Annotated in this window: 13 protein-coding genes and 1 other annotated feature; of the genes, 9 read left to right on the top strand and 4 right to left on the bottom strand. The window is 57.9% G+C overall.

Annotated features, from left to right (window positions below; translation table 11 throughout):
- Positions 1-47 precede the first annotated feature (47 nt).
- The gene (locus G5221_RS00625) at positions 48-1,967 is read right to left on the bottom strand and encodes an ATP-dependent DNA helicase (protein ID WP_421262603.1); all 1,920 of its coding nucleotides are present in this window, start codon (positions 1,965-1,967) and stop codon (positions 48-50) included.
- A 67-nt stretch (positions 1,968-2,034) separates the two neighbouring features.
- On the bottom strand, positions 2,035-2,280 hold the full coding sequence (locus tag G5221_RS00620) for a hypothetical protein (RefSeq protein ID WP_139408228.1): 246 nt from the start codon (positions 2,278-2,280) through the stop codon (positions 2,035-2,037).
- A 187-nt stretch (positions 2,281-2,467) separates the two neighbouring features.
- Positions 2,468-2,592: a sequence feature (His leader region), on the top strand.
- A 28-nt stretch (positions 2,593-2,620) separates the two neighbouring features.
- On the opposite strand from G5221_RS00620, the gene hisG reads away from it, so the two are divergent.
- From hisG to hisIE, 8 genes are read left to right on the top strand one after another with little or no spacing between them, the layout of a single operon-like run.
- Positions 2,621-3,517 carry an ATP phosphoribosyltransferase gene (hisG, locus tag G5221_RS00615; protein WP_151285979.1) on the top strand — a complete coding sequence of 299 codons (897 nt, stop codon included), beginning with the start codon at positions 2,621-2,623 and terminating at the stop codon, positions 3,515-3,517.
- Positions 3,518-3,529: 12 nt separating this feature from the next.
- Positions 3,530-4,855 carry a histidinol dehydrogenase gene (hisD, locus tag G5221_RS00610; RefSeq protein ID WP_216953611.1) on the top strand — a complete coding sequence of 442 codons (1,326 nt, stop codon included), beginning with the start codon at positions 3,530-3,532 and terminating at the stop codon, positions 4,853-4,855.
- Positions 4,852-5,922, top strand: a complete 1,071-nt coding sequence (hisC, locus tag G5221_RS00605) for a histidinol-phosphate transaminase (protein ID WP_421262602.1) — start codon at positions 4,852-4,854, stop codon at positions 5,920-5,922. Before hisD ends, hisC begins: the two co-directional genes overlap by 4 nt.
- Positions 5,923-5,937: 15 nt before the next feature.
- Entirely contained in the window at positions 5,938-7,047 is a 1,110-nt protein-coding gene (gene hisB / locus G5221_RS00600) for a bifunctional histidinol-phosphatase/imidazoleglycerol-phosphate dehydratase HisB (protein WP_421262601.1), read from the top strand.
- Positions 7,047-7,688 carry an imidazole glycerol phosphate synthase subunit HisH gene (gene hisH / locus G5221_RS00595; protein ID WP_421262600.1) on the top strand — a complete coding sequence of 214 codons (642 nt, stop codon included), beginning with the start codon at positions 7,047-7,049 and terminating at the stop codon, positions 7,686-7,688. The genes hisB and hisH overlap by 1 nt, the downstream gene beginning before the upstream one ends.
- 5 nt (positions 7,689-7,693) lie before the next feature.
- Positions 7,694-8,455 (top strand): 1-(5-phosphoribosyl)-5-[(5-phosphoribosylamino)methylideneamino]imidazole-4-carboxamide isomerase, encoded by a 762-nt coding sequence (gene hisA, locus G5221_RS00590; protein ID WP_139734760.1) that lies wholly within the window; start codon positions 7,694-7,696, stop codon positions 8,453-8,455.
- Complete coding sequence (gene hisF, locus G5221_RS00585) at positions 8,455-9,228, top strand: imidazole glycerol phosphate synthase subunit HisF (RefSeq protein WP_421262599.1); 774 nt, start codon at positions 8,455-8,457, stop codon at positions 9,226-9,228. The genes hisA and hisF overlap by 1 nt, the downstream gene beginning before the upstream one ends.
- A complete protein-coding gene (hisIE, locus tag G5221_RS00580) occupies positions 9,221-9,871 on the top strand; it encodes a bifunctional phosphoribosyl-AMP cyclohydrolase/phosphoribosyl-ATP diphosphatase HisIE (protein ID WP_421262598.1) in 651 nt (216 codons plus the stop codon). Before hisF ends, hisIE begins: the two co-directional genes overlap by 8 nt.
- A gap of 33 nt (positions 9,872-9,904) precedes the next feature.
- Here the strand turns inward: hisIE and G5221_RS00575 are convergent, their stop codons facing one another.
- Positions 9,905-11,365, bottom strand: a complete 1,461-nt coding sequence (locus tag G5221_RS00575) for a KAP family P-loop NTPase fold protein (RefSeq protein WP_421262597.1) — start codon at positions 11,363-11,365, stop codon at positions 9,905-9,907.
- A 359-nt stretch (positions 11,366-11,724) separates the two neighbouring features.
- On the opposite strand from G5221_RS00575, the gene G5221_RS00570 reads away from it, so the two are divergent.
- Positions 11,725-13,014: a sensor domain-containing diguanylate cyclase gene (locus tag G5221_RS00570; RefSeq protein ID WP_421262596.1), complete on the top strand. Its 1,290-nt coding sequence runs from the start codon at positions 11,725-11,727 to the stop codon at positions 13,012-13,014.
- A 99-nt stretch (positions 13,015-13,113) separates the two neighbouring features.
- Here the strand turns inward: G5221_RS00570 and G5221_RS00565 are convergent, their stop codons facing one another.
- Entirely contained in the window at positions 13,114-14,736 is a 1,623-nt protein-coding gene (locus tag G5221_RS00565; RefSeq protein ID WP_421262595.1) for an acyl-CoA synthetase, read from the bottom strand.
- Between the last annotated feature and the right edge of the window lie 640 nt (positions 14,737-15,376).

The raw sequence follows: 15,376 nt of genomic DNA, 5'->3' as shown, positions 1-15,376 counted from the left end.
GCGAGATACGCTCACCCGTTGTTCAAATCTGTTAGCTGGCGGCACACTTATTCACCGCGTTCAGTGCGATCGAAAAAACGCCCCAGCGTTCCCAACTCCCGGGTACGGGGGATGGCGGGCAGACTCTTGATAAAGGTGGCGCCGTAAGGTTTGTTGACCATTCGTGGATCACAGATCACCAGCACCCCGTGATCACTGCGATCACGAATAAGCCGTCCCACCCCCTGTTTGAGGGCAATCACCGCCTTGGGCAACTGCAGCTCGGCGAAGGGATCCCCCCCCTTGAGTTTGCAATCATCCACCCGCGCCTTGAGCAGCGGATCATCAGGGCTGGCAAACGGCAGTTTGTCGATGATAACACACGACAACGCCGCCCCTCTCACGTCGATCCCCTCCCAGAAACTGCTGGTCGCCACCAGCACGGCGCGGCCATTCTCGACAAACTCCTTGAGCAACCGCTGCTTGTTATCCTCCCCCTGCAGCAAGACGGTGCGACCAATTTCCCGGCGCAGCACCTCGGCCACCTGACGCATCACCTGATGGCTGGTGCAGAGGAAGAAGCAGCCGCCCGGTGTCTTGTTGATCAGCGGGATCATCAAATTGGCCAGCAGCTCGCCGCGGCCAAAGGCGTTGGGCTCCGGCAGATAACGGGGCACACAGAGCCGCGCCTGCTCGCCATAGTCGAACGGGCTGTCGAGAATAAGCTCAGCACTGCCCGCCAGCCCCAGCTCGGCCTTGAAGTGATCAAAACGCATATCCACCGTCAGGGTGGCGGAGGTGAAGACCCAGGCCACTTCCGGTCTTTGCACCTCGGCACTGAATCGCTCGGCCACCGACAGCGGCGTCAGATTGAGGGTGAAATGAAGCCGTGAGCAGTCGTACCAGTAGGAGAAACCGGTCTGGTTGACCGCCAGCACTTCACCCAGGCGGGTGCGCAGTTCACTGATTCGCTCGAAGGCGTGATCCAGCTGCTCGCCACGGCCGAGAGCCAGTTTCAGCACTTCGTAGCAAAGCCCGATGGCATCGTTGAGACGAGCCAAAGCCTGCCCCCAAAGCGGCTGGCGCAGCATGTCGCGGGTATTACCGCGACCGCCATCCACCCCGAAGGCGAGACGCAAGTCCTGACTGGCGATAGCGAGCCGATCCGCCGCCTTGCCAAGCTGGGCCATGTCGTGGGCTTCGGCCCGATAGGCCAGCTGGATATCCTGTGCCAAATCCTGAATGGTGCGGCTGCCTACCGACTTGCCGAAGTAGTTGGTGGCGATCTCCGGCAGCTGGTGTGCCTCGTCAAACACATAGACTTGCGCCTGTGGCACCAACTCGCCAAATCCGGTGTCTTTCACCGCCATATCGGCGAAGAAGAGGTGATGGTTGATCACCACTACCTGGGCGTCCATGGCGCGGCGACGGGCGACCACCAGATGGCAGTCGTCGTAATAGGGGCAATCGCGACCGAGGCAGTTTTCATTGGTGCTGGTGACATGAGCCAGGATCTCGGCGTTCTCCTGCAGCCCCGGAATATCCCCCACGTCGCCATTGTCGGTGGCGGTCGACCAGGATTTCACCTTCACCAGATCATTGAGCACTTCCGGTTTTTGCAGGTGGGATTCGCTCAAGAGCCGGTTCATCCGCTCGATGCAGAGATAGTTACTGCGCCCCTTGAGCAGGGCCACCGGCGGGGTATAGGAGAGCGCGCCTGTGATGGTCGGGAGGTCCCGGTAAAAGAGCTGCTCCTGCAGGTTCTTGGAGCCGGTGCTGATCACGATCCGTTTGCCGGACTCCAGCGCAGGCACCAGATAGGCGTAGGTCTTGCCGGTACCTGTCCCCGCCTCCACTAGCAGACGGCCACCACTTTTGATGGCGCGCGCGACCGCTTCGGCCATCTCCAGTTGGGGAGCGCGGGCTTTGAAACCGTCGATATGGCTGGCCAGAGGGCCATCTGGCTTGAACAGGGTCTGGATGGTCAAAAGGGCGTCCCGCAGCAAAAGCGGCCATTATGCCAAAAGTGTGGCAAAAGCGGGACTGATTCTGCGCCTAGACGAACAGATCGATCTGGTGATCGGGATCCGGCTTGTGATCGTCCTCCTCCGCCTTTGGCTGATCACGCTTGGCGGGCGTGTTATAAGCCTGCTGGCGCTGCTGGGAGTCACTGTTGTCAGTGCCGGTCTTGCGCAGTTGATGTTTCTTGCTGATCTGGTTCACTTCCCGCTTGATCTCTTCGCTACCGGGCGCGGCAGGTGCCCGGGGCAAAATGGGGAACAACAGGTCCTGGCTGGGCATGATACAAACTCCTGCGGGGGTTATTGTCTAGTTATCGACCAGAAAACCGTTTTCTCAACTTTAATCGATCAAATCACAATTTCGGGTTGCATTTTCTGTCAAGGCAGGTAGTTTAAATCAGGCGTCAATTACGACATCTTATTTTGTAAAGGATTGATTACATGATGTTCACCACCCTGAAGACTCATCACCACCATCATCATCCCGACTAGTCTTTCAGGAGGTTGACTGCTGGAAGACACTTAACTGGTGACTTCCAAAAGGACCGCAAGATTCATAAACCCTCGGAAGCACCCACTTCCGAGGGTTTTTTCGTTTTTGACTAGAAGGAAATCGAGCAATGGAAACACAACGTCTGCGTATCGCCATGCAAAAGTCCGGTCGTCTGAGCCAGGACTCCCAAGCCCTGTTCAAGAGCTGCGGCCTGAAAATCAACCTGCGCGAGCAGCGCCTTATCGCCCATGTCGAGAACATGCCCATCGATATCTTGCGGGTGCGCGATGACGACATCCCGGGTCTGGTGATGGAAGGGGTGGTTGACCTTGGCATCATCGGCGAGAACGTGCTGGAAGAGGTGCAGCTTATTCGCGCTTCACAGGGACTACCCTTCGAGGTCAAAACCCTCAAGCAGCTGGACTTTGGTGGCTGCCGCCTCTCGCTGGCGGTGCCAGAAGATGTGAACTACACAGGGCCAGCGAGTCTTGCCGGCAAACGCATCGCGACCTCCTATCCCGGGCTGCTCAAGCGCTTCTTTGACGACAAGGGTCTCGGCTTCAAGAGCGTGATGCTGGGCGGCTCGGTGGAAGTGGCACCCCGCGCGGGTCTCGCCGATGCCATCTGCGATCTGGTCTCCACCGGCGCGACCCTGGAAGCCAATGGCCTCAAAGAGGTGGAGGTGATCTACCGCTCCAAGGCGGTACTGGTACAGGCCCCCAACCCCTTGTCCGATGCCAAGCAGAAGCTCATCGACAAACTGCTGCCCCGCATTCAGGGGATGCAGCAGGCCCGCGAGAGCAAGTACATCATGCTGCACGCCCCCAAAGACAAGCTCGATGCAATCACCGATCTGCTGCCGGGTGCCGAGCGCCCCACCATCATGCAGCTGGCCGGTGACACCAATCAGGTGGCGCTGCACGTCGTCTCCAGCGAGACCCTGTTCTGGGAGACAATGGAGCAGCTCAAGGCCCTCGGTGCCAGCTCCATTCTGGTGCTGCCCATCGAAAAAATGATGGAATAAGGAAGGGACATCATGCAGACCCTGATCTGGAAGACCCTCTCTCCTGCCCAGCAGGCCGACGTGCTGACCCGACCGGCCCTCAATGACGAGGCCGATATCGGCGCCGTGGTCAAAGAGATCATCGCAGCGGTACGCAGCCGTGGCGATGAGGCCCTGCGCGAGCTCAGCCTGCGCTTCGAGCGCGCCCCCCGTGAGCGGTTGCGCGTCAGCGAAGATGAGATTGAAGCTGCCTGCGCGCGGCTGGATGACGACATCAAAAGCGCCATCGAAGCGGCGATTGCCAATATTCGCACCTTCCACGCCGCCCAAGTGCAGCCTGTGGTACGGGTGGAAACCCAGCCCGGGGTGGTGTGCGAGCTGCGTACCCAGCCCATCAGCCGGGTCGGCCTCTATGTGCCGGGTGGCAGCGCGCCGCTCCCCTCCACCGTGATGATGCTGGCCATTCCGGCTGCTATCGCAGGTTGCCGTGAAGTGGTGCTCTGCACCCCGTCTCCGGCCAGCGACGAGATCCTGTTTACCGCCCGCGCCTGCGGCGTCGAGAAGGTGTTCGCCATCGGCGGCGCCCAGGCCATCGCCGCCATGGCTTACGGCACCGAGAGCATTCCCAAGGTGGACAAGATCTTTGGCCCGGGCAACGCCTATGTGACCGAAGCCAAGGGGCAGGTATCCCGCGACTGGCGCGGCGCCGCCATCGACATGCCCGCCGGCCCCTCCGAGGTGCTGGTGATTGCCGACGAGAGCGCCAACCCCGCCTTCGTGGCGGCGGATCTGCTCTCCCAGGCCGAGCACGGCCCCGACAGCCAGGTGGTGCTGGTGACCACCTCGCCGCTGCTGGCCGATGCCATCGCAGGAGAAATCAAGAGCCAGCTGGCCAAGTTGAGCCGCCGCGATATCGCCGCGCAGGCGCTCGGCAGCAGTCTGGTGATCCTCTGCGACGATCTGGCCGAGGCGTGTGCCATCTCCAACGCCTACGCACCGGAGCACCTGATCGTGCAGACCCGCGCCCCGCGTGATCTGCTGGATAAACTCGAGAACGCCGGTTCCATCTTTCTGGGAGCATGGACGCCCGAGTCAGTCGGCGATTACGCCAGCGGCACCAACCACACTCTGCCTACCTATGGCTATGCCCGCACCTGTTCCAGCCTTGGTCTCGCCGATTATCAGCGCCGCTACACGGTGCAGGAGCTGAGCGCCGAAGGTATCCGCGGCCTTGGCCCCATCGTCGAGCGCATTGCTCAGGCCGAAGGGCTCGATGGCCACAAGAATGCCGTCACCCTCAGATTGAACGCCCTGGCCGCCGCGCCCCAACCAACAGCACAGCAGAAGGATTTGTCATGAGCATTGCCAATCTGGCACGCCGCGTGGTGCGGGCCCTCACCCCTTATCAATCCGCCCGCCGCATCGGCGGCAAGGGCCACGTCTGGCTCAACGCCAACGAGGCGCCACAGGCCTATCCCTTCACCATCGAGGGAAGCCGCCTCAACCGCTACCCCGAGTGCCAACCGGCCGAGGTGGTGAATGGCTATGCCGCCTACGCCGGGGTCAATCCGGATCAGGTGCTGGTGAGCCGCGGCGCCGATGAGGCCATCGAGCTGCTTATTCGCACCTTCTGCGAAGCGGGTGAAGATCAGATCCTCATCTGCCCGCCCACCTACGGCATGTACGCCATCAGCGCCGAGACCTGCGGTGTTGGTATCGTCGAGCAGCCACTGACCGCCAGCCGCCAACCGGACTGGCCCGCCATCGCCGATCGCCTCAGCGATGTGAAACTGGTGTTTCTCTGCTCCCCCAACAACCCCACCGGGGATCTGGTGGGTCGCGACGGCCTTATCGCCCTGCTGGAGAAGGCGCGGGATCGCGCCATCGTGGTGGTGGACGAGGCCTATATCGAGTTCTGCCCCGAGGCGTCCGTGGTGGACCTGCTGGCCCGCTTCCCCAATCTGGTGGTGACCCGCACCCTCTCCAAGGCTTTTGCCCTGGCGGGGATCCGCTGCGGCTTTACGCTGGCAAGCCCCGAGGTGATCGCCATGCTGGCCAAGGTGATCGCCCCCTATCCCATCCCCGAGCCCATCGCCCAGATCGCGGTGCAAGCCCTCTCCCCCATGGGGCTGGAGCTGATGCGCGAGCGAGTGGTAGAGCTCAACAAGCAAAAAGCCGCCTTCAAGGCAGAGCTGGCAAAGCTTGCCTGCGTAAGGGAAGTATTCGAGGACAAGGGCAACTTCGTGCTGGTGCGCTTTGTGGATGGCGCCGCCGTCTTTGCCGCCATGAAGGCCGCCGGCATCATCTTGCGGGATTTCTCGACCAAGCCGGGCCTTGATAACAGCATTCGCGTCACCATCGGCTATCAGGGCGAGATGGATGCCGTGCTGGCGGTATTGCGTGACCTGCCCTCTTCCACTTTGTAAGACAAGGATGTAGCGATGAAGACCCCGTTTTTGTTTATCGACCGCGACGGCACCCTGATTGAAGAGCCGGTGACGGACAAGCAGGTGGATAGCCTCGCCAAGCTGCGCTTCGAGCCCATGGTCATTCCGGTACTGCGCGAGTTGCAGGCCGCCGGTTACGTGCTGATGATGGTGACCAATCAGGATGGACTGGGCACCGCCAGCCTGCCGCTGGAGAACTTCCAGCCACCCCACGACCTGATGATGCACCTGTTTGAATCGCAAGGGGTGAAGTGGGAACAGGTGCTGATCTGCCCCCACTTTCCCACCGACGGCTGCAGCTGCCGCAAGCCCCACCTCGGGCTGGTGAAGGAGTACCTCGCCTCTGGTCGCATCGACTTTGCCAACTCTTTCGTGATTGGCGATCGCCAGACCGATCTGCAGCTGGCCGAGAATATGGGCATTGGCGGCATTCGCTACCACCCGCAGGATCACAACTGGCTCGCCATCCGTGATCAGCTGTTGTCCAAGGGGCGCGTAGCCTCGGTGGAGCGCAACACCAAGGAGACCCGCATTCAGGTAGCAGTTGACTTGGACAAGAGCGGCGGCAACCAGATCGCCACCGGTATCGGCTTCTTTGATCACATGCTGGATCAGATAGCGACCCACGCCGGTTTCCAGCTCAAGCTGAACGTCAGCGGCGATCTGCATATTGACGATCACCACACGGTAGAGGATGTGGGGCTAGCGCTGGGTCAGGCGCTGCGTCAGGCCCTTGGCAACAAACGCGGGATCGGCCGCTTCGGCTTTGTGCTGGCGATGGACGAGGTGCAGGCAGTGATCGATGCGCGCCCGCTGACCGAGCTGGAGGTGAGCACCGCGCTGGATCTCAGCGGTCGCCCCTACTTCGTGTTTGACTGCCCGAGCGGCTTTGGCCGCGACAACGTGGGCGAGATGGCCACCGAGATGGTGCCCCACTTCTTCCGCTCGCTGTCAGACGCCATGGCCATCACATTGCAGATGAAGGTGGGTAGCGGCAACACCCACCATCAGGTAGAGGCACTGTTCAAAGGCTTTGGCCGCGCCCTGCGTCAGGCTATTCGGGTGGAAGGAAGCGAGCTTCCCTCCAGCAAGGGAGTGCTGTGATGGATGTGAGCAAGCAGAAGCTGGTCATTATCGATACTGGCTGCGCCAATCTGGCATCAGTCAGAATGGCGTTCGAACGCCTCGATGTGCAGCCGCTGGTCTCAAGCCAGGCAGCCGATATCGAGCAGGCGGACAAGCTGATCCTGCCCGGCGTCGGCACCGCGGTGGCCGCAATGAAGAACCTCAACGAGCGCGGGCTGGTGCCCCTTATTCGCGCCGCCAAGCAGCCGCTGCTGGGCTTTTGCCTCGGCATGCAGATGCTGGCGGAGGCCTCCGAAGAGAGCATGAGTGCCGATGGCAGTGAAGGCGATCTCATCGACTGTCTCGGCATAGTGCCGGGCAAGATCCGGTTGATGGAAGTCGGCAATCTGCGCCTGCCCCATATGGGCTGGAACCAGATTGAGCATGACGAGACCCATCCTCTGCTCAAGGGGATCCCGAGCGGCAGCTACTTCTACTTCGTCCACTCCTATGCGCTGGAGGTAACCGAAGCGACGCTGGCGACCTGCGACTACGGCCAGCCGTTTACCGCCATCGTCGGTGGGGTTGCAGATCACAGCAACTTCTTCGGCGCCCAATTCCACCCGGAGCGCTCAGGCGCAGCCGGTGCCCGTTTGCTGCAAAATTTTCTGGAGCTGTGACTAGCATGATCATTCCCGCAATTGACCTTATCAACGGTCAGGTGGTTCGCCTCTATCAGGGGGACTACGACCAGAAGACCGAATACAGCAGCAGCCCGCAAGCCCGCTTCGATGAATATGTCTCCCAGGGGGCGGTGCAGCTCCATTTGGTGGATCTGGACGGTGCCAAGGATGCCAAGGCGCGCCAGCTCCCCCTGCTGACCCAACTGCTGTCGGCCACCGAAGCGCCGGTGCAGGTCGGCGGAGGCGTGCGCACCGAACAGGATGTGGCTGATCTGCTGGCCGCCGGTGCCAGCCGGGTGGTGATTGGCTCCACCGCCGTTAAATCCCCGGATCTGGTAGCGAGCTGGATGGAGAAATATGGCCCCGAGCAGATCGTGCTGGCGCTGGACGTCAATATCGATGAGCAGGGCAATCGCCATATCGCGGTGGCCGGCTGGCAGGAGAATAGCGGCGTGACCATCGAGGCACTGATCGAGCGCTTCCTCCCCGCCGGGCTCAAGCATGTGCTCTGCACCGACATCAGCCGTGACGGCACCCTGGCAGGCACCAACGTCGAGCTCTATCGGGATCTCTGCGCCCGCTACCCGAGCGTCGCCTTTCAGGCCTCCGGCGGTATTGGCGGCATCGCGGATATCGAGGCGCTCAAGGGCTCCGGCGTCAAGGGGATCATCCTTGGCCGTGCCCTGCTGGAGGGCAAGTTCTCGGTGGGTGACGCCATCGCCTGCTGGCAAGCCCCCGCGGCCGTTACCACAGGAGGCAACTGATGCTGGCAAGACGCATTATCCCCTGCCTCGACGTGAAAGATGGCGTGGTGGTCAAAGGGGTGCAATTTCGCAACCACGAGGTGATGGGCGGCATTGTCGAGCTGGCGCGCCGCTACGCAGAAGAGGGCGCTGACGAGCTGGTGTTCTATGACATCACCGCCTCCAGCGATGCGCGGGTGGTAGACAAGAGCTGGGTGAGCCGGGTGGCGGAGGTGATCGATATCCCCTTCTGCGTCGCCGGTGGCATCAAAAGCGTCGAAGACGCCCGCCAGATCCTCGAATTTGGTGCCGACAAGGTCTCCATCAACTCTCCGGCGCTGGCCGACCCGACCCTTATCAGCCGACTGGCCGAGCGCTTTGGCGTGCAGTGCGTGGTGGTGGGCATTGACTCCTACTTCGATGCCGCGACGGGCCACTATCAGGTCAAACAGTTTACCGGTGACGAGAGTCGCACCCGCACCACCGCCTGGCACACCATCGACTGGGTACAGGAGGTGCAAAAGCGCGGCGCGGGCGAAATCGTGCTGAACGTGATGAATCAGGACGGCATGCGTCAGGGTTATGATCTCGACCAGCTCAAGCTGGTGCGCAGCGTCTGCAAGGTGCCGCTGATCGCCTCCGGCGGCGCCGGTGCCATGGCACACTTTCGCGATGCCTTTACCCTCGCCGATGTGGATGGGGCGCTGGCCGCCTCTGTGTTCCACAAGGGCCTTATCCCCATTCCCGAATTGAAACGCTGGCTGAAAACCGAAGGAGTCGCCATCCGTGAATAACTTCTCAGATAACACACAAACAACCGCCAGCGCGCGCCCTCTTGCCGAGCAGCTCGACTGGGAAAAATGCGACGGCATGATCCCTGCCATCGTCCAGCATGCCGCCAGCGGCGAGGTGCTGATGCAGGGCTTTATGACCCGCGAGGCACTGGAAAAGACCCAGACCACAGGTCAGGTCACCTTCTTTAGCCGCAGCAAACAGCGGCTCTGGACCAAGGGTGAAAGCTCGGGCAATGTGCTCCAACTCGTGGCCATCAGCACCGATTGCGATCAGGACTCCCTGCTGATTGCCGCCAACCCCGTCGGCCCCACCTGTCACAAAGGGACAACCTCCTGTTTCCATGGTCACCCGCTGCCGCCCCTCGGTTTTCTGGCAGAGCTGGAACAGGTGCTGGCCGCCCGCAAAGGGGCCGATCCGGCCACCAGCTACACCGCCAGCCTCTATGGCAAAGGGACCAAGCGCATCGCCCAGAAGGTAGGTGAGGAAGGTGTCGAAGTGGCGCTGGCCGCCATGGCCAAGGATCGAGAGGAGCTCATCAACGAATCCGCCGATCTGCTCTACCACCTGACCGTACTGCTACAAAATGAAGGGCTGGGATTACAGGATGTCGTTCAGCGGCTTTATAAGCGGCATAATAAATAAACTGATAATAAAGCCGGGTTATCCCGGCTTTACTCATTTAAGATAAAAAGAACGCTCAACTAAAATTCTATATATAGACATATCATCCTCTAATTCCGACAAGATCATTCTTACCCAATCATTTTCTTGAAAACCATATTCACCTTCCTCCGTCAAAATATCAACCATGATTTTCCTAATATCAATCTCCCCATGATTAATAGAGCGCATCCAATGATATGAATTAATCAAAAAGTGATCAACATAGATATATCTTTTATCTGTAGCCCCTTTAGAGATATAATCGGGCTCAACATCAACACACTCAGCGTCAGTTATTATATAAGTATGTAATTTGATTCCATACATGTTGATCTTCAGTTTAAATTCATCAACATCAAGTCTGAAATTTACAACATCACTGTAAAAGTTAGTATCGACCTCATTCAAAGAGATCAAGAAAAGTAACAGCGGAAGATTTAACTCTCTTTCATCTGAATAACTTAATAAGACTATTTTTAATCTATCCAACACAAGAGTAGTCAATCTCAGGTTTAGCGAGAAATGCTCAAACATCATCGTAACGAAATCAGTTAGTGAAGCGTTTTTCTTAAAACATGGCCATATGCCATCCACATTAACACTGAGTAATACAAGTTCATTTTCTATAAAATTCTTCAATGAATCTGAGTTTAAAATGAACCTTCTATGAAAAAATCTACTTAGGTAATGTTGAGCGTTAAACCCTTCTCCATATATGGCTTTAACTGAATGCTGCAACTGCTCGGTATCTGTTGCCAGCACAAATACCACCCTGGGAATATCAAAAATATGCTTGATAGTCTCCAGCATTTCCACAGCATAGGAAGGACGACAACGATCAAGCTCATCTATCAAAATAAATGCGGGATAGTCCAGTTCTCCTTCACTTAAACCAACAGCTCCCTCAACCCATTGCCGGATCTCATTTTTAAGATATTGGATAGATTCATAACGCTCTTTCTGATTACTGCATAAGGCATCTACCAGCTGATTGGCTTCCTCCCCTTCCAGAGAAAAATCCTCATCCTCCAACCCGGCTTTTTTGATTGCCGCTTTCAGCGCCAGTTTGCCGCCGACCTTAAATAATCCAAGCAGCCGCTGACGCATTCCTTCTGGAATCGGGTTTTCTTTTCCCGCAATCATTTTTAACTGGTCGATAATCGATGAAATCACAGTCAATAAAGGATCATCGGAAAAGTCCTGCTGCCAGGCATCGATATAGACGGTGGGATAGTGCGCTTTCAGCTCCATATACCAGCGCTTGATAAACCAGGTTTTTCCCGCCCCCCACTCGGCATTAAGGTTGAGCACATAGTTGCGTTGCTTGCCTTCGGCGGCGAGGTAGTTGGTCAGAAACTCGGCATAGCGGGCACGTTCCAGCCGATCGGCACTCAAGATCTCTTCGCAACCCGCAATGGCCCCCGGCCCGTCCCACTGAACTGCGTCATTCCAATTAAACGGTGCCACTACCATCTCGTATCTCTCCATATTGCGTTGCTGGAGATGATATCAGGGACACCGAGGAAATAGTTTGACTAAAGACCTGTTCGTTACCCTTTTTGCCACTCGGGGAGGTTTATTTAGCTGTTGTTCAACTTCTCTGTCGAGAGCCGATGATACGGGGTCGATACATGGTGGCAAGCTATCTCAACAACCATGGACTCAACTGATTTCCTTTGATTTGCTAAGAGGTTACAACCATGTGACATAACGCAGAACCTGCGGAAATAAATGAGAAATATGCCGTGAAGAGTGCTTAATTTAAAGCAGTTGATGCACGTTGGCCTCGCGTTCAGCCAACCCATCACAGCGACCCAAGGATGGCCAACTTCATGAAGGATGAACCCTTCTCCACCCGATTGCAGCACGAGCTGGATCACCTCAGATCCATCTTTAACGAGATGGGGGCTTACCTCTTTACCAAGGATCTGGATGGCCGTTATATCTATGCCAATCAGGCTGTGCTGGATCTCTTTGGTTGTTCCCTGGCCGAACTGCAAGGCAAGGATGATCGCGCCTTTTTTGACCTCGACTTCTCGGAAGATCTGAGACGAAATGATCGTCAGGTGCTGGAGCAGCAGGTCGCCATCGCCCGGGAGGAGATCAACTACCTCAAACCCACGGGAGAGAAACGGGTCTACTGGAGCGTGAAAAAGCCGATGTACGACCGGGATGGCACGCTGATCGGTCTGTGCGGCATCTCCACCGATATCACGGAACACAAGCTGATTGAGGCCCGTATGGCCGAGCAGCATCAGTTGCTGGAGATCATCCTGGCCAACGTGGATGCCCATATCTATATGAAGGACAGCCAGCACCGCTTTCTCTACGTCAATCAGAAGGTGTGTGCCCTGCTCGGTTTACCCGCCGAACAGATCATCAACCGCAGCGATAATGAGCTGTTCTCCCCACACGGAGTCAACCAGCTGTGGCAGCTGGACAACCGGGTGTTCGAAACGGGTGAGCTGCAAGCCGGTGAAGAGTCACTGACCGATACCGAAGGCAAGCAACATTACTACTGGTCTGTCAAAGTCCCCTTCAAGCTGGCTGATGGTACCCCCACCCTGATCGGTATCTCCTCCGATATCACCGAGCTGCACCAGCTCAAGGAACAACTGCAATATCAATCGGTTCGTGACAGCCTCTCCGGACTTTATAACCGCCGTTTCTTCTTCGAGGTGTGCGAAAAGAACCTGAGTATGAACATGCGCCACCAGCTCACCTCGGTGCTGATAGTGCTGGATGTGGATCAGTTCAAATGCATCAACGATCGCTACGGTCACCCGCTGGGCGATCAGGCGCTGATCCATCTGGGCAGGGTGATGCAATCGGTGCTGCGCAGCGAAGATGTGCTGGCCCGCATCGGCGGTGACGAGTTTGCCATCTTGCTGCCCAACACCACCCTCTCGGCCGCCGCATCACTGGCCGAACGGCTGCGCAAGCAGGTGATGCAAAGCCCGCTACCCCTTGCCGATGGGGATGAGCTGGTTATCACCATCAGCGCCGGGCTGGTGGAAAATAGCAAGGGGGAGCAGATGGAGAGCCTCTACGCGCGCGCCGATCAGATGCTCTATCAGGCCAAACAGAGCGGCCGCAACTGCGTCGCGTGCAAGGCACGATAGCTGGCTGGCCAGTCAGGCACTCCCACTTCCCTTGCTGCATTTATCCCGACAGCTTAGTCATCCTATTGCACGCTGCTTTCACTCACGCTCGATTAGCACCTAACCCAGTTGTTTGCGCAGCACAAATTTTTGCACCTTGCCGGTGGAGGTCTTCGGCAGCGGGGTGAAGATGATGCGTTTGGGGGCCTTGAAGTGGGCCATCTGCTCGCGGCAAAAGGCGATCAGCTCCGCCTGGGTAGTCTCTCGCCCCTCTTTCAGTTTCACGAAGGCGCAGGGCACCTCCCCCCACTTCTCGTCCGGCATGGCGATCACCGCCGCTTCGTCTACATCCGGATGACGATAGAGCACATCTTCCACCTCCAGGCTGGAGATATTCTCACCGCCGGAGATGATGATGTCCTTGGATCTGTCCTTGATCTCCACATAACCGTCCGGGTGCCACACCGCCAGATCGCCACTGCGAAACCACCCCTCCGCCATCGCCTCGGCGCTGGCCGCCGGGTTCTTGAGATAGCCCTTCATCACTACATTGCCCCGCAGCACTATCTCCCCCATGGTTTTGCCATCTTTGGCAACCGGCTCGCCACTGACCGGATTGATGACCCGCATCTCCCCCTGCAGGGGCGACGCGACGCCCTGCCGTGCCTTGAGGCGGGAGAGCGCAGTGGCATCCTGCCCCTGCCAGCTTCTTTGCGATTCGCACAACACGCAGGGGCCATAGGTTTCGGTCAGGCCATAGACGTGGGTCACAGCGATCCCCATCGCCTCCATCCCGGCGATCACGGTGGCGGGGGGCGCAGCGCCGGCGGTCATCACCTTGATGGGGTGATCCAGCCCCTGCTTGAGCGCCTGATCGGCATTGTTGAGCATATTGAGCACGATGGGCGCCGCGCAGAAGTGGCTCACCTTGTGCTCGTGCAGCGCCTCATAAATGGCGGCGGCCTGCACATGACGCAGGCAGACGCTCACCCCGGCGGTGGCCGCCAGGGTCCAGGGGAAGCACCAGCCGTTGCAGTGAAACATCGGCAAGGTCCAGAGATAGACGGGATGTTTGGGCAGCTCCCAGGAGAGCACATTGTTGATGGCGTTGAGGTGGGCACCGCGATGGTGATAGACCACGCCCTTGGGGTTGCCGGTGGTGCCGGAGGTGTAGTTAAGGGAGATCGCCTGCCACTCATCTTGTGGCAGCCAGCCGGGCTCATCGCCGTTACCAGTGGCAATAAAGGCCTCATAAGTCAGTTCACTGACAAGCGCCCCCTCCCGGTAGAGGGGATCGTCGATGGCGATGACCAGCGGTTGGCGCTCCAGCAGATCCAGTGCCTTGCGCACCACGGCGCCAAACTCCCTGTCTACCAGCACCACCTTGCTCTGGGCATGCTGGAAGATAAAGGCCATCGACTCTGCATCGAGCCGGGTATTGATGGTGTTGAGCACGGCGCCGCTCATGGGCACCCCGAAGTGAGCTTCAAACATCGCCGGGATATTGGGCGCAACGATGGAGACGGTATCCCCCTCCCCGATACCGCTAAGCCGCAGGGCCGAAGCCAACTGGCGGCAACGGCGGGCGGTCTCGCCCCAGCTCTGGCGCAGCGAGCCGTGGATCAGCGCCGGATAGTCGGGATAGACCCGCTCCGCCCGCCCCAAAAAGCTGATGGGGGTCAGGGCCTCGAAATTGGCGGCGGTTTTGGCAAGGTCGCGCTCATAGATGTTCTGCACTGTCATCGGATTCCTTCCTTACAGGTGGCACAAAACGGGCAGTTTCGGGATGATTCAGAGATCAGCAAGCGACATGGGCATCCTGCCCGTCACTGGTCTCTTATGGGGATGACAGCCTAACAGTTAGCCTGCAGCGGCAGGTATTAGCAAAACGTCTTAGACAGGGGCAGCCTTCTGCCAACAGGGCCCTCTGTTTTCGTTGCAAAAAATATTGCGTTACGGGAAATCGTGCCATTTTTTCACAGGCTTTTTTTTGGCGAATAACGAAAGATGACGATAGTGGAATATTATTCCGCCAAAGCTGCTTTATATGTCATTTCATTCATCTCGGCACGAACTATTTTCATGGCATTTATTTAAGGCAACCCACGTTAAGCGAAAAGTGAAATAGTTATTGCATAATAACTTTTATTTCATATCAGCTGTTAAATCCATGGAAAATAAATTTTGTGAGCCATCCCATAAAGCGAGCATGGCACCATGTTCATCCAGCCGCACACGGGTTACGGTTACAACGTGAAATAATCTACCGGATGTTCAATATCAGGCCAGATTTCTCGCCAATCACTACGCAATATACAGTGAATTTGCGTACCTTGGATGTATGACGCAGAAACCCTATCGACCCGATATTCCGCCGAGCCCA

The sequence above is a fragment of the Aeromonas sp. 602200 genome (assembly GCF_049173895.1).
Taxonomy (GTDB): Bacteria; Pseudomonadota; Gammaproteobacteria; order Enterobacterales; family Aeromonadaceae; genus Aeromonas; species Aeromonas veronii_A.
Note: the sequence above shows the minus strand (reverse complement) of the source record. Positions and strands in the feature narration are given on the sequence as shown.

What these genes read in the sequence shown, in the direction of transcription:
- hisA (WP_139734760.1), top strand. Translation starts at nt 7,694, where the DNA reads ATGATCATTCCCGCAATTGACCTTATCAACGGTCAGGTGGTTCGCCTC.
- hisG (WP_151285979.1), top strand. Translation starts at nt 2,621, where the DNA reads ATGGAAACACAACGTCTGCGTATCGCCATGCAAAAGTCCGGTCGTCTG.
- G5221_RS00570 (WP_421262596.1), top strand. Translation starts at nt 11,725, where the DNA reads ATGAAGGATGAACCCTTCTCCACCCGATTGCAGCACGAGCTGGATCAC.
- G5221_RS00565 (WP_421262595.1), bottom strand. Translation starts at nt 14,736, where the DNA reads ATGACAGTGCAGAACATCTATGAGCGCGACCTTGCCAAAACCGCCGCC.
- G5221_RS00575 (WP_421262597.1), bottom strand. Translation starts at nt 11,365, where the DNA reads ATGGTAGTGGCACCGTTTAATTGGAATGACGCAGTTCAGTGGGACGGG.
- hisH (WP_421262600.1), top strand. Translation starts at nt 7,047, where the DNA reads ATGGATGTGAGCAAGCAGAAGCTGGTCATTATCGATACTGGCTGCGCC.
- hisD (WP_216953611.1), top strand. Translation starts at nt 3,530, where the DNA reads ATGCAGACCCTGATCTGGAAGACCCTCTCTCCTGCCCAGCAGGCCGAC.
- G5221_RS00620 (WP_139408228.1), bottom strand. Translation starts at nt 2,280, where the DNA reads ATGCCCAGCCAGGACCTGTTGTTCCCCATTTTGCCCCGGGCACCTGCC.
- hisB (WP_421262601.1), top strand. Translation starts at nt 5,938, where the DNA reads ATGAAGACCCCGTTTTTGTTTATCGACCGCGACGGCACCCTGATTGAA.
- hisF (WP_421262599.1), top strand. Translation starts at nt 8,455, where the DNA reads ATGCTGGCAAGACGCATTATCCCCTGCCTCGACGTGAAAGATGGCGTG.
- hisC (WP_421262602.1), top strand. Translation starts at nt 4,852, where the DNA reads ATGAGCATTGCCAATCTGGCACGCCGCGTGGTGCGGGCCCTCACCCCT.